This window comes from Aquitalea palustris, from assembly GCF_003693445.1.
Taxonomy (GTDB): Bacteria; Pseudomonadota; Gammaproteobacteria; order Burkholderiales; family Chromobacteriaceae; genus Aquitalea; species Aquitalea palustris.
In genome coordinates this window covers 25,942-44,298 of the sequence record NZ_RFAR01000040.1, presented here as the reverse complement: position 1 = coordinate 44,298, position 18,357 = coordinate 25,942, and the positions used below count along the sequence as shown (strand labels likewise).

Sequence of the window (18,357 nt, the reverse complement as noted above, 5' to 3'; positions counted from 1 at the left end):
CGGGCTCATAACCCGAAGGTCGTAGGTTCGAATCCTGCTCCCGCAACCAATTCCCTGCAGCTTGCTGCACGGTAGTAAAAACCTCGATCAAGCCATGCTTGACGGGGTTTTTGCATTGTTGCGCCAGCTATTTCCTAGCAGTGTCTGGCAGCTGTCTTGCGGTATTTCAGGCCTCGGGGCCGCGCTCTGCCCGCGCTATACTGAAAGCCCTCCCACTTTCAGGCGACAAGCACCATGCGCATCGCTGTTTTCGATACCAAAAATTACGACCGTCAAAGCCTGGATCTTGCCAACCAGCAGTTCGGCCATCATTTGAGCTACTTCGAGCCCCGGCTCAATCAGGACACGCTGGAGCTGGTGCATGACGTTGATGCGGTCTGCCCCTTTGTCAACGACAGGCTGGATGCCGAAGTGATTGCCCGTCTGGCGCAGCGTGGCGTGCGTTTGATCACCTTGCGCTGTGCCGGCTTTAATGGCGTGGATCTGGCGGCCTGTCAGCAGCACGGCATCGTGGTGACCCGGGTGCCGGCCTATTCACCGCATGCGGTGGCCGAGCATGCCTTTGCCCTGCTATTGGCCGTGGTGCGGCGGATTCACAAGTCCTATGTGCGGGTGCGCGAAATGGATTTCTCGCTGGATGGACTGGTGGGTTTCGACCTGTACCGCAAGACGATCGGTGTGGTGGGGACTGGTCGCATCGGGCAGGCCACCATTGCCATTGCCAAGGGCTTTGGCATGCGGGTGCTGGCCTTCGATGTCTATCCCCAGACCGGTCTGGACCAGCAACTTGGTTTTGAATATGTGTCGATGACGCAATTGCTGCAGGAGTGTGATGTGGTCAGCCTGCATTTGCCGCTGACGCCGCAAACCCAGCACATGATCAATGCCGATGCGCTGGCCGGCATGAAAAGCGGTGCGGTGCTGATCAATACCAGTCGTGGGGCACTGGTGGAAACGACGGCCTTGATTGCTGCCCTGAAAGATGGCCGGCTGGCCGGGGTAGGGCTGGATGTTTACGAGATGGAGGAGGGCGTGTTTTTTGAAAACCACTCTGAAGTCGGCCTGCAGGATGACCAGCTGGCGCGCCTGCTGACCTTCCCCAATGTGTTGGTCACAGCACACCAGGGTTTTCTCACCCGGGAGGCGCTGGATAATATCGCGGAAACCACGCTGGCCAACGCCACGGCATTCGAGCAGGGGCTGGCGCTGGCCAACAAGGTGGGGAGCTGAAATCCAGTGCTGGCCGGGCGGTTTTCAGGCAAGCTGGCGGCGGAATACCCAACGCTGGCTGTCTGACTCGCTGGTGTCAAACCGGTAGCCGCCCAGATTGAAGTCCTGCAGTGCTTCCGGCGTGTCTACCGCATGCAGGGCGGCCCAGCGCGCCATCAGGCCACGTGCCTGTTTGGCGTAGAAGCTGATGATCTTGTACTGGCCGTTCTTGAAGTCCTGGAATACCGGCGTGATCAGTCGGCCATGCAATTGGGCCGGTTTGACCGATTTGAAATATTCGTCTGAAGCCAGGTTGACCAGTACCGGGTTATCTTCTGCATCCAGCAGCTGATTCAGCGCTGCGGTAATCCGCTCACCCCAGAAGGCATACAGATTGGCTCCGCGTGGATTGGCCAGCTTCGTGCCCATTTCCAGCCGGTAGGCTTGCATCAGGTCCAGCGGGCGCAGCAGGCCATATAGCCCGGACAGGATGCGCAGATGGTTTTGCAGGTAGTCCAGCTGCGCTTCGTTCAGGCTGGCAGCATCCAGTCCCTCGTAAACATCACCCATGAAGGCCAGTACGGCTTGCTTGGCATTGGCCGGCGTGAAGTCGGGCGCCCAGTCGTGATAGCGGCCCACATTCAGGGTGGCCAGTGCATCGCTGATGCTCATCAGGCGGGCAATATCGGCCGGGCTTTTTTCGCGCAATACCGTAATCAGTTGCTGGCTGTCGGCCAGAAAATCCGGCTGACTATAGCGCGTGGTGTGCGGTGGCGTGGTGTAGTCCAGCGTTTTGGCCGGGGAGAGTACCATCAACATGAGGCGAATCCTTGCAGCGGAGTAGGGTGGGATTGTAGCGGAGTCGGTGGCTCAGTGCGCCGGCTCCATGAGTCTGGCGCTGCCAGATACGCGAATGGAACTGCCTTTTTCAGCCGGAATCGTGGCATACAAGCAAGAGCGCTGGCCCATGTCCTCACCTTGTATCACCTCGATATGGCCGCCATGCTCCCAGCCAATATCGCGCAGATAACCGGCTAGCGCTGCCGTGGCTGCACCGGTAGCCGGATCTTCATAGACACCGCCACCAGCAAAGGCATTGCGGCTGTGAAAGCGTTGCCGGTTTTCTGCCCACAGCAGCAGGATGGTGGTGAGTCCGGCACGGCGCATCAAGTCGCGTCCTGCTTCCAGTGAATAGCGCATGGCAGACAGGGTGGCGCGCTCTTGTACGGCTAGCAACAGGTGGTCGGCACCGGCATGAATCAGGGCGGGTGGTAGCGTTGGGGAGAGCTGGGCGGGGTTCAGTCCGAACAAGGCGAGCACCTCTTGCAGCAATGCTGCCGGTGCCGGCTTGCTGTGTGTCGGTGGTGATTGCAGGGCGGCGCTGAGCTGGCCTGCCTGGTAGTGGCCACTGACGCTGATGCTGGCCTGATTCAGTTGCAGGGGAAAATCCCCATTACCGTAGTGCATGGCCAGCGCGGCACCCAGGGCAATGGTGGCATGGCCGCAAAACGGGACTTCTGCTTCCGGTGAGAAATAGCGCACCTGCCAGCCCTGGCCTTGTGGCATGGCAAATACGGTTTCCGAGAAGCCCAGCTCGGCGGCAATGCCTTGCATTTCGCTGTCACTGGGCAGGCTGGGCTGGATGACTACGCCGGCCGGGTTGCCCCCGCGCTCGCCATCGGAAAAGGCGGCAATCTTCAGAATATTCATCACGCGCTCCCAGCAGGTAGAATGGCAGGTCAGATTCTAGGAGATGTGGGCATGCGGGTCGTAGTTCAACGGGTGAGTGCAGCAAGCGTGACCGTGGCAGGTGAGGTGTGCGGCCAGATTGGTAGCGGCCTGCTGTTGCTGGTGGGAATCGAGGAGGTGGATGGCCAGCAGGATATCGACTGGCTGGTACGCAAGATCAGTCAGTTGCGTATTTTCAATGATGCCGCCGGAGTGATGAATCTTTCCCTGCTGGAACATGGGGGAGAGGTGTTGGCGGTCAGCCAGTTCACCCTGTTTGCCTCCACGCGCAAGGGTAATCGGCCTTCCTATAGCCGGGCGGCGCGTGGTGATATTTCCCGGCCCGTTTTCGAGCAGTTTGTTGCCAGTCTGAGTCAGGCGATTGGCCGTGCGGTGCCTACCGGCGTGTTTGGTGCCGATATGCAAGTAGCCCTGGTCAATGACGGGCCGGTGACCATTTTGCTGGACAGCCGCGACCCCGAGTAAGCGCGGCAGTGCTCTGATGGCAGGCAATAAAAAACCCGCGTAAGCGGGTTTTTTATTGGCAGGACCCGGTGAATTACAGGCCCTGGGTCTCGATGCGCACGCGCTGACCAGGTTGCAGACGGGTCAGCTGGTTGGCATCGTTCCAGCGCTGGATGTCAGCGTGATTGACGCCAAAGCGGCGGGCAATGCTGTAAACCGTATCGCCGCGCTGTACCACGTATTCGGCCGGTACCGCTCCGCTAGCCGGGGCGATGCTGCTGCTGACCTTGACCAGAGCCTCATCTTGCGCGCTTTGCGCGCTGGGTGCGGGGACGGCTTCAGCCAGCATGGTATTGGCAGCCAGCGGATTGCCCTTGACCTTGATGACCTGACCCAGCTTGACGGTGTTATCCGTCAGGTTGTTGAAGGCTTTCAGGTCGGCCACGCTGACATTGTAGCGGCGGGCAATATTGAACAGGGTATCGCCATTGGCGACGGTGTGCTGGCTAGCTGCGGGGTTGACGCTGGCCAGGCGGGCCTCCAGCGGCTTGGGCGGCGGTGTGGTGCTGGAAGGCAGGTTGGGTGCTTCCGCCTTGGCCAGCAATACCGGCTTGGCCATTGCGGCAGGCGCTGCGCTCACGAGTGGTTTTGCCGGAGTGCTGTCGGCAATGATGGTCGGCTCAACCGCGGCAACCGTGTTGGTAACAGGCGACGTGGCCACGCTAGCCGGCGCTGCGGCTAGCGTATTGCTGACAGGCAAGGGTTTGGCAATGCTGGCAGGGGCGACACTGGCAACAGTTTGAATCTCTACCCTGCTGGCAACGACCGGCGAGCTTGCCACGGCTGCCGGGGCCGCGGCGATCAGGCTGCTGCCATCACCCAGGTTGCCATCACCGGCATCCAGCGGGCTGGCACCATCACCCTTGCCACGCAAGGCAACCAGTACCGGGCGGCCTGCCGCCAGATTACGCGAACCTACCTTGTTGACGTTTTGCAGCTCGGCGGTGCTCATGCCATAGCGCTCGGCCACGCTGGCGACATTTTCATCAGCCGACGGTGTATAAACCTGCCAGCTGAGCAGGGGTTTGTTCCAGTGCGACAGGTTGTAATCGAACTTGTCAGCCTTGGACAGCGGAATCAGCATTTGCCGGCCGGGCTTGTGGGCATATACCGGCAGATTGAAGGCGGGGTTCAGTTCCTTGAATTCGGCAACAGAAATACCCGCCATCTTGGCGGCTACGTCGATGTCCATGTGACGACCGGTGGACACCGCGATGAAGTAAGGCTTGTTGGGGAATTTGTCCAGCTTGACGCCGAATTTTTCCGGCTGGCTGAGAATGTTGCGCACGGCAATCAGCTTGGGAGCGTAATTGCGCGTTTCATTCGGCATCTTGATGTTTTCGTAGGTCGGTTCAAGACCTGCGGCCTGGGCGCGGGCAATGGCGCGTGCCAGATTGCCCTCGCCCCAGTTGTAGGCGGCCAGGGCCAGGTTCCAGTCGCCAAACTGGGCATACAGATTCTGCAGATAATCCAGCGCGGCGCGGGTGGCTTCCATCACATCGCGGCGGCCATCGTACCACCAGGTTTGTTCCAGGCCGTAATGACGGCCGGTGGCCGGCATGAACTGCCACAGACCCGCTGCACCTACCGGTGAGTTGGCGGTGGGGACAAAGGCGCTTTCCACAATGGGCAGGAAGGCGATTTCGGTCGGCATGCCACGACGTTCCACTTCATTCATGATGTGAAACAGGTATTTGTGGCTGCGGTCCAGCATGCGTTTGAAGTATTCGGGCTTGCTGCTGTAGAGGCGTTCCTGCTTGCGGACGATGTCGGCGTTGACTTCGGTCAGCTGGAAACCTTCGCGTGCTCGTTCCCAGACGTTATCGCCATTGCGTAGCAGGCTGGAGTTCAGCAGCATCATGTCCAGGCCGGCGGCCTGGGCTTCGTCGACACCGACTGATTGCCGGAATGGCCCTGAATCGGCATGTGCCAAGGATGAAACGGAAAATGCAAATGACAACGAAAGTGCCAATGGTGTAATTCTTTTCATTTGGCCAGCCCGGAATTCTGATCTCGGCCGATGCTAAACACCCCAAAAGGGTGTGTCAATCGAAAAAGGCAAATCATTTCATGAGCTTTGCTTGAATGAGTCGATATGTTTAATAAAGAAGGGTAGCCAGCCTTTTGGCAAGAATGATCTACCCGGAATGCATGTCAGCGGAAGTTGTTTTTCCATTCGCGCAACACTGTGAACACTTGCAGGCGGTCTTGCAGCGCATGTCCGGCCTGCCGGCTGGCCTGTTGTTGCACTGCCGGTTTGCTGCAGCGCATGAAGGGGTTGGTGGTTTTCTCCAGTCCCAGCTCGGTTGGCAGCGTGGGCAAGCCCATGGCGATCTGCTTTTGGTCCAGCAGCTGGCGCAGCTGTATTTCATCATTGTCCGGCTCTACCGCCAGCGCAAACTTGAGGTTGGACAAGGTGTATTCGTGTGCCGGATAAAACCGGGTGGTATCTGGCAGGGCGGCCAGCTTGTCCAGCGAGGCCAGCATCTGGGCCGGGCTGCCTTCAAACAGCCGGCCACAGCCGGCGCCAAACAGGGTGTCGCCGCAGAATAGCTGGCCATGGCCGTAGTAAGCCAGGTGGTCCAGTGTGTGGCCCGGCAGCGCCAATACCTCGAATTGGTAGCCCTGCCAGTCGACCTGTTCGCCTTCCGCAACGGGCTGATTCACGCCGCTGATGCCAGCCGGGCCGTAAACCTTGGCCTGTGGCCAGCGCTGCAACAGCTCGGCCAGCCCGCCACAGTGGTCGGCATGGTTATGGGTGATCAAAATGCCCTGCAGCGCCAGACCACCGTGCTCCAGAAAGGTGATCAGTGGTGCCGCGTCGCCCGGATCAACTGCAAGTGCGCCGGTGCCCTGCTGCAAAACCCAGATATAATTGTCGGCAAATGCCCGAACGGGGGTAATGGTAAACATGGTCGGATCGGACTCCTTCAATGATGCAAGCGTTTTCCACGTGGCTGGCCACGACCGAACTGGGACATTACCTGCTGGAGTGCGAACAGGCGTTTTTCGATCGGGCTGTTGCCGATATTTTCGGTTTTCATGCGGTGCAGATGGGCTTGCCAGAGGTGGACTTGCTGGCTGCCAACCGCATTCCCTGGCAATGCCGGGCGGCAGAAAGCGGTGAGGCGGCACAGATCATCTGTCAGCCGGCCCAGCTGCCTTTTGAATCGCGCAGCCTCGACCTGCTGGTCATGCCGCATTTGCTGGATTTTACCACCGAGCCGCATCAGGTACTGCGCGAGGTGGAAAGAGTGCTGGTGCCGGAAGGGCGTCTGCTGATGACCGGTTTCAATCCGGTGTCCTTGTGGGGGGTGCGCCGCCTGATACAAGGGCGGGCAGACACGCCGTGGCGTGGCAATTTTTTCCCGCTGATCCGCATTCGCGACTGGCTGAAGCTGCTGGATCTGGAGCCGGTCGCTGGCTGTTTCATGGCTTATGCGCCTCCCGTTTCGCAGCACGACTGGCTCGAGCGCTTTGGCTTCCTGGAGCGGGCGGGTGATAAATGGTGGCCGCTGGCCGCCGGTGTATATGGCATTGAAGCCATCAAGCGCCAGCGCGGCATGCGGCTGATTACCCCCAAGTGGAAAGCCGCCAAGGCGGCACAGGGGCTGGTGGTGGCTGGCGGCAACGAGCGTCACCCCACGCACAAGCAAGCTGCCACCCCGGCCGGAGAGCGGGAGACCGCCAAGAATGACCATGCCCGGTCGGCAGGACGGGGCGGAACTGACAGAGAAACATGACAACTGAAGATCGCGTTGAGATTTATACCGATGGTGCCTGCAAGGGCAATCCGGGGCCTGGTGGCTGGGGTGCGCTGCTGCGTTTCAAGGGCAAGGAAAAGGAATTGTTTGGTGGCGAGCGCGGCACCACCAATAACCGCATGGAGCTGCTGGCGGTGATTCGTGCGCTGGAGGCATTGAACCGGCCTTGCAGTGTGGTGGTCTACACCGACTCGCAATATGTGCAGAAAGGCATTTCCGAGTGGATCCACGGCTGGAAGGCCCGTGGCTGGAAAACCGCCGCCAAGGAACCGGTCAAGAATGCCGACTTGTGGCAGGCGCTGGATGCCGAACGCAACCGCCATACCCATGTCGAGTGGCGCTGGGTCAAGGGCCACGCCGGCCATGAATTCAACGAACGCGCCGACCAGCTGGCCAACCGTGGCGTCGACACGCTGTAAATCCCCCTGACAGATTTATTGATTGCGACCGGCGCAGGCCGGTCCGTCCGAAAGCAGCAGCATGAGACAGATCATTCTCGATACTGAAACCACCGGCCTCGACCCCGATCAGGGCCATCGCATCATTGAATTCGCCGGCCTGGAGATGGTGAACCGCAAGCTCACCGGCAAGCATCTGCATGTTTATATTCACCCGGAGCGTGATATCGATCCGGATGCCGAGCGGGTGCACGGTATTTCACTGGCCTCGCTGGAGGGCAAGCCGCGCTTTGCCCAAGTGGCGGCCGAACTGGCCGACTTCATGCGTGGGGCCGAGCTGATCATTCATAACGCGCCGTTTGACGTCAAATTCCTCAATGCCGAATTCGACCGCCTGGGCCTGCCGCGTATCAAGGATGTGGCCGAGCAGGTAACCGACACCCTGGCTATGGCGCGTGACCAGTTTCCCGGCAAGCGCAACAGCCTGGATGCCTTGTGTGACCGCTTTGAAATCGACCGCTCCAACCGTACCCTGCACGGTGCGCTGATCGACTGCGAACTGCTGTCGGAAGTCTATCTGTGGATGACCCGTGGCCAGGAAAGCCTGGTCATGGATATCGATGTCGACAATGGCAGCCAGCAGGCCGGCGACATCCAGTTCGAGCGCAAGCCCTTGTCGGTGCGCCGGGCCAGCGAGGACGAGCTGGCCGCACACCAGAGCTATCTGGGCGATCTGGACAAGGCAGTCAAGGGCAGTTGCCTGTGGCGCACGCTGGAGAACCCGCCGGCAGGGGATGCCGCATGAGCCGCTATCTTGCCCTGGTGCCGGCTGCCGGTTCCGGCAGCCGCTTTGGCGGCCCCAGCCCCAAACAGTACTTGCAACTGAACAATCGTCCGCTGATGTGGCACACCTTGCAGGTGCTGTCGCAGGTGGCAGCTATCAGCCGGGTGGTGGTGGTGATCTCGCCCGGTGACGAATGGTTTGATGATTTCGAATGGGATCTGCCCAAGCTCAGCGTGCTGCGCGTGGGTGGAGCCAGTCGCGCCGAAAGCGTGCGCAATGGCTTGCAGGCCATGGAGGCCAGCGAGCAGGACTGGGTGCTGGTGCATGATGCGGCGCGCTGTTGCCTGTCGGTGGCGGCGGTGGAGCGGCTGATTGCCACCTTGGCTGACGATCCGGTAGGCGGCTTGCTGGCCTTGCCGGTGCCGGATACGGTGAAGCGGGCTGATGGCGAAGGACGCATCAGCGCCACTGTGTCGCGCCAGGGGCTGTGGCTGGCGCAGACGCCGCAAATGTTCCGTGCCGGGCTGCTGGCCGAGGCGCTGGCCGCTGCCGCCGTGGCGGATATCACCGATGAAGCCTCCGCCGTGGAGCAATATGGACACAAGCCCCGGTTGGTGGAGGGCGATGCGCAGAATTTCAAGGTGACCTACCCGCGTGACCTGGCGCTGGCGCGTGCCATTCTGGCTGCAAGAAAGGAGTGAACAGCATGTTCCGAGTTGGACAAGGTTACGACGTGCATCAGCTGGTGGAAGGCCGCCCGCTGATCCTGGGCGGCGTGACCATTCCGCACAGCCATGGTCTGCTGGGGCATTCCGATGCCGATGCCCTGCTGCATGCGATTACCGATGCCATACTGGGAGCTGCCGCACTGGGTGATATCGGTCGGCATTTTCCGGATACCGACGCGCGCTTCAAGGGCTCCGATAGCCGGGTATTGTTGCGCGAAGCGGCGGTACGGGTAAGGGCGGCCGGCTGGCAAGTGGTGAATGTGGACGCCACGCTGATCGCGCAGCGCCCCAAACTGGCACCGCACATCGATGCCATGTGTGCCTGCATTGCCGCCGACCTGGGCATTGCCGTGAATGCGGTCAATGTGAAGGGCAAGACCAATGAAAAGCTGGGCTATCTGGGACGTGGCGAGGCAATCGAAGCGCAGGCCATTTGCCTGCTGATGCCGGCGCAGTGATGGCTGGCGCACCGACAGAAGCCAGCCGATGTGGGATAATCCCTGTCTGAATGCGGAATCGAACTCACCTGATGGAGGTATCAACATGCTGACCCAAGACCAACTCAAGCTGGCCGTGGCCCAAAAGGCGCTGGAATTCGTGCCGGACGACTGTATCGTCGGTGTGGGCACTGGCAGCACGGTCAATCTCTTCATTGAAGAACTGGCCACCATCAAAGGCCGTATCAAGGGCGCGGTATCCAGCTCGGAAGCCTCCACCGCCCGTCTGAAAGCGCACCACATTCCGGTATTCGAGCTGAACGAGGTGGAAAAGCTCGAGGTGTATATCGATGGTGCGGATGAAATCAACCATCACCTGCACATGATCAAGGGTGGTGGCGCAGCGCTGACGCGCGAGAAAATCGTGGCCAGCGTAGCCGAGCAGTTCATCTGCATCGCCGATGAAAGCAAGTACGTGCTCAAGCTGGGCAAGTTCCCGCTGCCGATCGAAGTCATTCCGATGGCCCGCAGCTCGGTGGCCCGCCAGCTGGTGGCACTGGGCGGCCACCCGGAGCTGCGCCAGGGCGTGGTGACCGACAACGGCAACCTGATTCTTGATGTGCACGGTCTCACCATCAACACCCCGGTGGAGCTGGAAGAAGCCATCAACCATATCGCCGGTGTCGTGACCTGCGGCCTGTTTGCCCGTCGTCGCGCCGATGTGCTGGTGCTGGGCCGTCAGGATGGCGTGGAAGTCATTCGCTAAGCCCGTTGTCGCATGCCGCCGGGCCTGTCGCTGACAGGCCCGTTTTGATTAAATGTCATCAGCCTGTCATCAGGGCGGCTTACCATCATCTATTCATTGCAATCCGGATTCGTTTAAGAGGCAGACATGGCAGATCACATCTCCAAGCAGTTCGACATGGAACTGGAAACCATCCGCACCCGCGTCCTGCAAATGGGCGGTCTGGTGGAACAACAGATCCTCTCTGCTATCGATGCGCTCATGTCCGGTGACATCGCCAAGTTTGACAAGGTGATTGCCGAAGACGCGCTGGTCAACTCCATGGAAGTCACCATCGACGACGACTGCCAGCACATCATCGCGCGCCGCCAGCCGGCCGCCAGCGACCTGCGCATCATCATCACCGTGATCAAGACCATTACCGATCTGGAGCGTATCGGTGACGAAGCGCAGAAAATTGCGCGCATGGGCAAAACCATCTACCAGTCCGAGCGCTACCAGATGCCGCGCTTCCGCGAAATCCGCAAAATGGCAGAAGTGGCCCTGGCCATGCTGCGCCGCGCACTGGATGCCTTTGCCCGGCTGGATGCCAGCGCAGCACTGGAACTGGCCGAAGAAGACATGCGGCTGGATGACGACTTCGCTGCCGAGCTGCGCCAGCTGATCACTTTCATGATGGAAGACCCGCGCACCATCAGCATGTCCATCGACACCCTGTTCATTTCCAAGGCCATCGAGCGCATTGGCGACCATTCCAAGAACATCTCCGAGTACGTGGTTTACCTGGTCAAGGGCAAGGACATCCGTCACACCTCGCTGGAAGACATCAAGCGGGAAACCCTGGGCCACTGATCAAGCGCAATGACGCAATAGCACGAATGGCGGTAACATCGCGCATGTTACTGCCATTTTTTATTGAATAATCCATGGCGTGGCCGCTTACAGGCTGAGCCCTGAGCATGGCCGCGCAGCAAACCATATTGGAAAAGGCTAGCCTTTGACCACAACCCTGCCCACCCCGGATGTGCTGGCCACGGTCGACCTGGGGTCCAACACCTTTCGTCTGCAAGTATCCCGCGTTGTAGAAGACCAGCTGTACCCGCTGGATGCCATGAAAGAAACCGTGCGTCTGGGCGCCGGCCTGACTGCCGACAAATACCTGGACGACGCCACCCAGGAAAAAGCCCTGGCCTGCATGGCCCGTTTTGGCGAGCGCCTGCGCGGTTTCAGCCCGGCCCAGGTACGTATCGTCGGCACCAATACCCTGCGGGTGGCGAAAAACTCGGCCGATTTCATCCAGCGCGCCGAAGCACTGCTGGGCTTTCCCATCGAAATCATCGCCGGGCGCGAAGAGGCGCGGCTGGTGTATATCGGCGCGGCGCATTCCTTGCCTGCTACCAAGGAAAGACGGCTGGTGGTGGACATCGGCGGCGGCTCGACTGAGTTTGTCATCGGCAGCCAGTTCAAGGCCCATGTAACCGAAAGCCTGCCGCTGGGCTGTGTCAGCTACAGCATGCGCTATTTTGCCGATGGCAAGCTCAGCCGCAGTAATTTCGCCGATGCCACGCTGGCCGCGCGCAATGAAATCCAGCGCATTACCACCGAATACCGCCCGGAAGAATGGCAACTGGCGGTGGGGACCTCGGGCACTGCCCGTTCGCTGCGCGATATTCTGGAAATCAATGAATGGTCGGCTTCCGACATCACGCTGGAGGGCATGTTGGAATTGCGTGCCGAACTGATCAAGCGCGAATCGCTGAAGAACGTCAGCCTGAACGGCCTGAAGGCGGACCGGCTGCCGGTGTTGCCGGGCGGGCTGGCCATCATGATCGCCATTTTCGAAGAGCTGGGCATCAGCAAGATGACCGTGGCCGAAGGTGCGCTGCGCGATGGCGTGCTATACGACCTGCTGGGTCGCCAGCGCGAAAAGGATATGCGCGAAAGCACGGTGCAGCTGTTCAAGCGCCGTTACCACGTGGATGTGCCGCAAAGCGAGCGGGTGCAAGTGCTGGCCGAACGGCTGTACCGCATGGTGGCGGGCGAGGATGTCGACCAGGACATGCTCAAGCGGCTGATCTGGGCGGCCAGGCTGCATGAAATCGGCCTGACCATCGCTCATACCGCTTACCACAAGCATTCGGCCTATATTCTGCAAAATGCCGACATGCCGGGTTTTTCCAAGCGCGAACAGGCCATGCTGGCTACCATCGTGCTGGGCCATCGCGGCGACATGGGCAAGATGCAACAGGTGGTGAGCGACCCCGCCTTGTGGCAGGCCGTAGTTGCGCTGCGGCTGGCGGTATTGTTCTATCGCAGCCGCATGGCCATCACCCTGCCGGAATTGCTGGATCTGAAGCTGGATGTGAAAGGTTTTGTGCTGACCATGAGTCAGAATTGGCTGAATGATAATCCGCTGACTGCCAGCGCCTTCCGCCAGGAAGTGCTGCAGTGGAAGAATGTCGGTTTCGAACTCGACGTCAGCAAGCTCTAATCATGCGCCATGCCGAAGTGAAACAACGGGTGCCCAGCCTGGGTGAGGCACCCGGCAGCCTGCTGCCAGTCGGTGAGCAGAAATTACCCAGCTCCAGTCTTGCCCTGGTGGAGTTCGGTCCGCAGCAGCTGAGTGAAAACCGTTTTGACAGTATCGCGGCGGGGCTGGCCTATCAGCCGGAACAGCCAGTCTTGTGGCTCAATGTCTATGGTCTGCACGACCCTGCGGTGATGCAGGCTATCGGCGAGCGTTTCCAGCTACACCCGCTGGTGCAGGAAGACATTCTGAACAACCGGCAGCGGCCCAAGCTGGAAGACTATGGCGACTATCTGTTCATCGCCACGCGGGTGTTCGATTTTCCCAAAAACGGTGGCCGGCTCAGCTACGACCAGATGTATCTGGTGGTGGGCGAAAACTTTGTCCTGAGCTTTCAGGAAAGGCCGACCGGGGTCTTCGAGCCGGTGCGCGAGCGGCTGCGCAATCCGCACAGTGTGCTGCGTAGCAAGGGGGCGGACTATCTGGCTTATTCATTGCTGGATGCCATCATCGACGACTATTTCGGCGTGCTCAGCCAGTTTACCGAGCATGTCGAGCGTACCGACCAGTTGCTGCTGCACGGCCGTGAGCAAGGTGTGCTGAACAAGGTGCAACGGCTGAAGCATGACTGCCTCAAGCTGCGCCGCTCCATTCTGCCGCTGCGCGAGATGCTGCTGACCATGACCCGTGGCGAATTCAGCCTGATCCGGCAGGAAACCCAGGTGTATTTGCGTGATGCCTACGACCACACCATGCATGTCATCGAATCACTGGAAATGTCCCGCGAAATGGTAGCCGATATGCTGGACCTGTATCTGTCTACCCAGTCGCACCGGCTGAACCTGCAGATGCGTGTGCTCACCGTGTTCAGCATGATTTTCATGCCCTTGACGCTGATTGCCGGCATCTACGGTATGAATTTCGAGAACATGCCAGAACTGCATTGGCACTATGGGTACTTTGGTGTACTGGGATTGATGGCTGCCATTGCCGGCGGGCTGATCTGGTTGTTCTGGAAGCGTAACTGGATCTGAACCACCTCCTGTGGCATCCACTGCCGCAGCGCCGCTGGCCCTGCGGCTTTTTCATGCCTGCAGTTTTGGTAATGATGGTTTTCACATACCCCTTGGGGGTATATACTGAAATACCAAGGAGGCTGTCATGAATGAATCTGCCATTACCCTGCCCATTGCCGGAATGAGTTGCGCTGCCTGCGCCGTCCGCTTGGAGAAGGTGCTGAACCGGCTGGAGGATGTCAGTGCCAATGTCAATTTTGCCAGCGAGCAGGCCGTTATCCGTTATCGGCCCGACACCACCACCATCGCGCAGCTGCAGGCCGCCATCGACAAAGCCGGTTTCAGCGTACCGCTGCAGCAACTGCAACTGGATATCGCCGGCATGAGCTGTGCTGCCTGCGCGGTACGGCTGGAAAAAGTGCTGAACAAACTGCCGCTGCTGGAGGCCGAGGTCAATTTCGCCACGGCGACCGCTCGTCTGCAATTTCCGTCGGGCACGCTGCTCACGGCCGATGCCCTGGCGGCGGTGAGCAAGGCAGGCTTCACTGCCACGCTACAGCAGGCTGCCAGCCAGGATGGTGGGCAGCAGATGCAGTCGTACCTGCGCGAACTGTTGTGGTTTGCCGTCTCCGCGCTGCTTACGCTGCCATTTTTCCTGGAAATGCTGGCCATGTTGTTCGGCTGGCACCAGCTGATGTTGCCACGCGGCCTGCAATTGGCCCTGGCAACCCCGGTGCAGTTCATCATTGGCTGGCGCTTTTATCGCGGAGCCTGGCATGCGCTGCGCAGCGGCGGCGCCAATATGGATGTACTGGTGGCGCTGGGCACCAGCATGGCCTGGCTGCTGTCCACCGTGGTTACCCTGTCGGGTTGGCAGCACCAGCATGTGTATTTCGAGGCCAGTGCGGCGGTGATTACCCTGGTATTACTGGGCAAGCTGCTGGAGGCGCGGGCACGTGGCAAGAGTGCAGGGGCTATTGCCAGCCTGCTGCGGCTGGCACCACGCACGGCACGGATAGAGCGGGGCGGCAGCCTGCAGGAGATCGCAGTTGACCAGCTGCAAGTGGGCGATGTGGTGCTGGTGCGTCATGGTGAAAGCCTGCCGGTGGATGGCGTGGTGCTGGAAGGGAAGGCCAGCCTCGACGAAAGCATGCTGACCGGTGAGAGCATGCCGGTGGCCAAGGATGTGGGTGACAAGGTGTATGCCGCCACCCGCAATCTGCAAGGCATGCTGAAAATACGGGCTGGCAGTGTTGGTTCCCACACGCAGCTGGCGGAAATCATCCGGCTGGTTGGCCAGGCACAGGGTAGCAAGGCACCGATCCAGCGCTTGGCCGATCGTATTGCCGGGGTGTTTGTGCCGGTGGTGGCTGGCCTGGCGGCGCTGACCTTGCTACTGAACGGCTGGTGGTTGGGCGACTGGAGTCAGGCACTGATCAATGCCGTAGCGGTGCTGGTGATTGCCTGCCCCTGCGCGCTGGGCTTGGCGACCCCGACTGCCGTCATGGTGGGGGTAGGCAAGGGAGCCAGCCGTGGCATGCTGTTTCGCAATGCCGCAGCGCTGGAAACGGCTGGTCGCATCCAGCTGCTGGTGGTGGACAAGACCGGGACACTGACCGAAGGTCGGCCACAACTGACCAGCATCTGGGCAGCTGATGGTGACCAGGACCGGCTGTTGTGCCTGGCGGCGAGTGCAGAGAGCGGTTCGGAGCATCCGCTAGCCTTGGCCCTGCTGCAGCAGGCGGCGGCGCGTCAGCTATCCTTGTTGCCGGTGCAGTCCTTCCGCGCCGAAGTAGGGCAGGGGGTGATTGCCGAGCTGGAAGGATACGGCACGATACGGGTCGGGCGGCCGGAGTGGGCCAGCAATCAGCCCTTGCCTCCCGCGTGGAGTGCGCCGGGGCAAAGCGTGATTGCGCTTGCCCGCGATGGCGTCTTGCTGGGCTTGCTGGCCATTGCCGACCGCTTGCGTCCCACCTCGGCGGCTGCGGTGCGCAGCTTGCAGCAAATGGGGGTGCGGGTCATCATGCTCACCGGCGATAATCCGTCGACAGCCGCTGCCATTGCCGCGGAAGCCGGCATCGACGACTACCGCGCTGGCTTGCGGCCGCAGGACAAGGCGGATGCACTGCGCGAAATCCAGGCAACAGGCCTGAAGGTAGCCATGGTGGGTGATGGCATCAATGATGCGCCGGCGCTGGCCGTGGCGGATGTCAGCTTCGCCATGGGGGCCGGTTCGGATGTAGCGCTGGAAACCTCCGACATCACCCTGATGCGTGGTGATGTACAGCAGGTAGCCGATGCCATCCGTCTGTCGCGTGCCACTTTGGGCAAGATCCGGCAGAACCTGTTTTTTGCCTTTATCTACAATGTACTGGGCATTCCGCTGGCGGCCTTGGGGCTGCTGAATCCGGTGCTGGCAGGTGCTGCCATGGCCATGAGCTCGGTGTCGGTAGTCAGCAATTCGCTGCTGCTGCGCCGCTGGAAATAAACTGAAAGGAACAAGCATGAGCGAACTGAAACTGAATATCGAAGGGATGACCTGCGCTGGCTGCTCCAACAGCATCAGCAAGGTATTGTCCACCATGGCTGGTGTCAGCAGTGCCGAAGTCAGCCTGGAAAACAAGCAGGCACACATCGTTTACGATGCGGCTACCGTGTCGCCCGAGGAGCTGGCCGCCGCCGTGGTGGATGCCGGCTTCGAGGTAGTCGCCAGCTAATGAATAAGTACCGGCTATCGGTATAAACACTTATACTGCTGTCATTGCAGATGCCGGTCCCTGACCGGCATCAGTCGTTTACAAGCAGACGGCTACAGGCCGCAGATGACGCGATGATACGCTTTTTGATCAAGTGGACAGCAGTGTGGTGCGGGCTGGCAGCCTGCAGCGGGCTGGTGCCGGCAGCACCGCTGCCCGTGCTGGCCGAGGATAATCTGCCTTTTTCCTATCGGCAGGATGGGGCGATACAGGGCTATTGCACCGACAGCGTGCGCGCCACGTTGGCCGCAGCCCGTTTGCCCTACCAGGTGGACATCCAGCCCTGGGCCAGAATCTACACCACCACGCTGGCCCGGCCCGGCACCCTGATGTATCCGGTAGCCAGAACGCCGGAACGCGAGAACAAGTTCAAGTGGATAGGCCCGCTGGTGACCAACCGCATTGCCCTGTTTCGCAAGAAGGGGCGCGGCGACGTGGTGGTACATAGCCTGGATGATGCCCGTCGCTATCGCATCGGTGTGGTCAATATGGATTTCCGCGAGGAGTACCTGCGGCGCAAGGGCTTTGCTGATGGCGGTGACAAGACCTTGATGGTGGTCAGCTCCAGCGATCTGTTATTGCCGATGTTGCAGGCTGGCCGCATCGATCTGGTGCCGCTGGGCCTGGCCAAGTGCGCGCCACACGGCCTGGATTGCAGCCAGATCGAGCCTGTCTATGTGCTGAGCGAGCTGGAATCCGGCCTCTACATGGTGTTCAACCGTGATACCAGCGACGCGCTGGTACAGCAGGTACGTGAAGGTTTTGAACGTATTCGCCGCAGCGGCCGGCTGGCGCACATCATGCAACCGCTGGACCGCATTTACGGCAGCAGTCAGTAAGCGGCTGCCGCTCTGTCCAATCTCCCCTTGGAAGCGCTCACACAACCCCGTAGAGAACCCGGGCCAAGGCGGCGCGCTGGAGCGGGGGGGTGTTATCGGGTCTTACAACTCGATGGTGATGCCTTGCTCCAGCGGGTGCAGGTGCAGTAGCGAGGGCAGCTCCTTGCGCACCTGCTCCAGCAGCTGGCTGCGCAGGCTGTTTTCGGTGTGGGTGATCCACACATGGACATTGGGTGGCAGGATTTCCAGCAGCGGCAGCAGCAGGGCAGGCGACATGTGGCCACCTTTCATCGCCTGCGCCGATTGTTCGTTCAGATAACTCAATTCGCAGATCACATCGGTCAAAGACGGGACATGGCTGATCCAGTGCCAGAAAGCCAGGCAAGGGCCGGAATCACCGGTAAAGGCCAGCGCCCGCCATGGCCCCTCCAGGAGCCAGCCCACTGCCGGCACGCTGTGCTCGGCGGGCAGGGCAGTGGCCATGCCGTCGGGCAAGGGAATCGAGTCGCCCACTTCCAGTGCATGCAGCCTCACCCACGGCATATTGCCGGGAGCCGCCTTGGTGTAGTCCGGCCACAGCAGGCCGTTGAACATGTGCTGCTGCAGCGCGCTGATGGTTTCCTGCTGGGTATAGACATCCAGCCCCCTGCCGCCGTGTGTCACATGGGCATCGGCCAGCAGCGGCAGGCTGCCGCTGTGATCCAGATGACTGTGGGTGAGCAGCACGGTGTCGATCTGCAACAGGGCGTCGGTATCGAGGTCGGCAACGCCGCTGCCGCAGTCGATCAGGCAATTGCCATCAACCAGAAAACTGGTGGTGCGCGCCGCTTGTCCGATACCGGAGGACGCACCCAGAACCTTGACATGCATGTGGAACCCCTCGCTTATCAGCCGGATCAAC

The 18,357-nt window shown here is 60.4% G+C and carries 19 protein-coding genes; 14 read left to right on the top strand and 5 right to left on the bottom strand.

Translation table 11 applies throughout. The features are described from left to right. Positions 1-234: 234 nt before the first annotated feature. Positions 235-1,230, top strand: coding sequence for a 2-hydroxyacid dehydrogenase (locus EAY64_RS10345; protein WP_103524692.1), 996 nt, complete (start codon positions 235-237; stop codon positions 1,228-1,230). Positions 1,231-1,254: 24 nt separating this feature from the next. Here the strand turns inward: EAY64_RS10345 and yaaA are convergent, their stop codons facing one another. Further along, positions 1,255-2,028, bottom strand: coding sequence for a peroxide stress protein YaaA (gene yaaA, locus EAY64_RS10340; RefSeq protein ID WP_103524691.1), 774 nt, complete (start codon positions 2,026-2,028; stop codon positions 1,255-1,257). 51 nt (positions 2,029-2,079) lie between these two features. Further along, positions 2,080-2,919 carry a PhzF family phenazine biosynthesis protein gene (locus tag EAY64_RS10335; RefSeq protein WP_103524690.1) on the bottom strand — a complete coding sequence of 280 codons (840 nt, stop codon included), beginning with the start codon at positions 2,917-2,919 and terminating at the stop codon, positions 2,080-2,082. 51 nt (positions 2,920-2,970) lie between these two features. Here EAY64_RS10335 and dtd point away from each other — a divergent pair, with 51 nt between their 5' ends. After that, positions 2,971-3,423 carry a D-aminoacyl-tRNA deacylase gene (dtd, locus tag EAY64_RS10330; protein WP_103524689.1) on the top strand — a complete coding sequence of 151 codons (453 nt, stop codon included), beginning with the start codon at positions 2,971-2,973 and terminating at the stop codon, positions 3,421-3,423. Between the two features lie 73 nt (positions 3,424-3,496). Here dtd and EAY64_RS10325 read toward each other — a convergent pair whose 3' ends face one another. After that, positions 3,497-5,323, bottom strand: coding sequence for a LysM peptidoglycan-binding domain-containing protein (locus tag EAY64_RS10325; protein WP_226034203.1), 1,827 nt, complete (start codon positions 5,321-5,323; stop codon positions 3,497-3,499). A 293-nt stretch (positions 5,324-5,616) separates the two neighbouring features. Further along, on the bottom strand, positions 5,617-6,375 hold the full coding sequence (gene gloB, locus EAY64_RS10320; protein WP_103524687.1) for a hydroxyacylglutathione hydrolase: 759 nt from the start codon (positions 6,373-6,375) through the stop codon (positions 5,617-5,619). A 20-nt stretch (positions 6,376-6,395) separates the two neighbouring features. Between gloB and EAY64_RS10315 the strand changes: the two genes are divergently transcribed. The 12 genes from EAY64_RS10315 to EAY64_RS10260 all read left to right on the top strand — a co-directional run bounded on the left by EAY64_RS10315 (position 6,396) and on the right by EAY64_RS10260 (position 17,456). Further along, positions 6,396-7,205: a class I SAM-dependent methyltransferase gene (locus EAY64_RS10315; protein ID WP_103524686.1), complete on the top strand. Its 810-nt coding sequence runs from the start codon at positions 6,396-6,398 to the stop codon at positions 7,203-7,205. Further along, positions 7,202-7,645 (top strand): ribonuclease HI, encoded by a 444-nt coding sequence (rnhA, locus tag EAY64_RS10310; protein WP_103524685.1) that lies wholly within the window; start codon positions 7,202-7,204, stop codon positions 7,643-7,645. The genes EAY64_RS10315 and rnhA overlap by 4 nt, the downstream gene beginning before the upstream one ends. A gap of 61 nt (positions 7,646-7,706) precedes the next feature. Next, positions 7,707-8,429, top strand: a complete 723-nt coding sequence (dnaQ, locus tag EAY64_RS10305; RefSeq protein WP_103524684.1) for a DNA polymerase III subunit epsilon — start codon at positions 7,707-7,709, stop codon at positions 8,427-8,429. After that, complete coding sequence (ispD, locus tag EAY64_RS10300) at positions 8,426-9,109, top strand: 2-C-methyl-D-erythritol 4-phosphate cytidylyltransferase (protein WP_103524683.1); 684 nt, start codon at positions 8,426-8,428, stop codon at positions 9,107-9,109. Before dnaQ ends, ispD begins: the two co-directional genes overlap by 4 nt. 5 nt (positions 9,110-9,114) lie before the next feature. Then, a complete protein-coding gene (gene ispF / locus EAY64_RS10295) occupies positions 9,115-9,594 on the top strand; it encodes a 2-C-methyl-D-erythritol 2,4-cyclodiphosphate synthase (RefSeq protein WP_103524682.1) in 480 nt (159 codons plus the stop codon). Positions 9,595-9,679: 85 nt separating this feature from the next. After that, complete coding sequence (rpiA, locus tag EAY64_RS10290; protein WP_103524681.1) at positions 9,680-10,339, top strand: ribose-5-phosphate isomerase RpiA; 660 nt, start codon at positions 9,680-9,682, stop codon at positions 10,337-10,339. 126 nt (positions 10,340-10,465) lie between these two features. Beyond that, a complete protein-coding gene (gene phoU, locus EAY64_RS10285) occupies positions 10,466-11,170 on the top strand; it encodes a phosphate signaling complex protein PhoU (protein ID WP_103524680.1) in 705 nt (234 codons plus the stop codon). Positions 11,171-11,315: 145 nt separating this feature from the next. Further along, complete coding sequence (gene ppx, locus EAY64_RS10280; protein WP_255640360.1) at positions 11,316-12,809, top strand: exopolyphosphatase; 1,494 nt, start codon at positions 11,316-11,318, stop codon at positions 12,807-12,809. A 2-nt stretch (positions 12,810-12,811) separates the two neighbouring features. Further along, positions 12,812-13,879, top strand: coding sequence for a magnesium/cobalt transporter CorA (corA, locus tag EAY64_RS10275; protein WP_226034204.1), 1,068 nt, complete (start codon positions 12,812-12,814; stop codon positions 13,877-13,879). Positions 13,880-14,006: 127 nt separating this feature from the next. Then, positions 14,007-16,349, top strand: coding sequence for a heavy metal translocating P-type ATPase (locus tag EAY64_RS10270; RefSeq protein ID WP_103524679.1), 2,343 nt, complete (start codon positions 14,007-14,009; stop codon positions 16,347-16,349). A gap of 16 nt (positions 16,350-16,365) precedes the next feature. Next, entirely contained in the window at positions 16,366-16,578 is a 213-nt protein-coding gene (locus EAY64_RS10265; protein ID WP_103524678.1) for a heavy-metal-associated domain-containing protein, read from the top strand. A gap of 113 nt (positions 16,579-16,691) precedes the next feature. Further along, positions 16,692-17,456, top strand: a complete 765-nt coding sequence (locus EAY64_RS10260) for a substrate-binding periplasmic protein (RefSeq protein WP_158604659.1) — start codon at positions 16,692-16,694, stop codon at positions 17,454-17,456. Positions 17,457-17,558: 102 nt separating this feature from the next. Here EAY64_RS10260 and EAY64_RS10255 read toward each other — a convergent pair whose 3' ends face one another. Further along, entirely contained in the window at positions 17,559-18,326 is a 768-nt protein-coding gene (locus EAY64_RS10255) for a 3',5'-cyclic-nucleotide phosphodiesterase (RefSeq protein ID WP_103524695.1), read from the bottom strand. Positions 18,327-18,357: the final 31 nt, after the last annotated feature.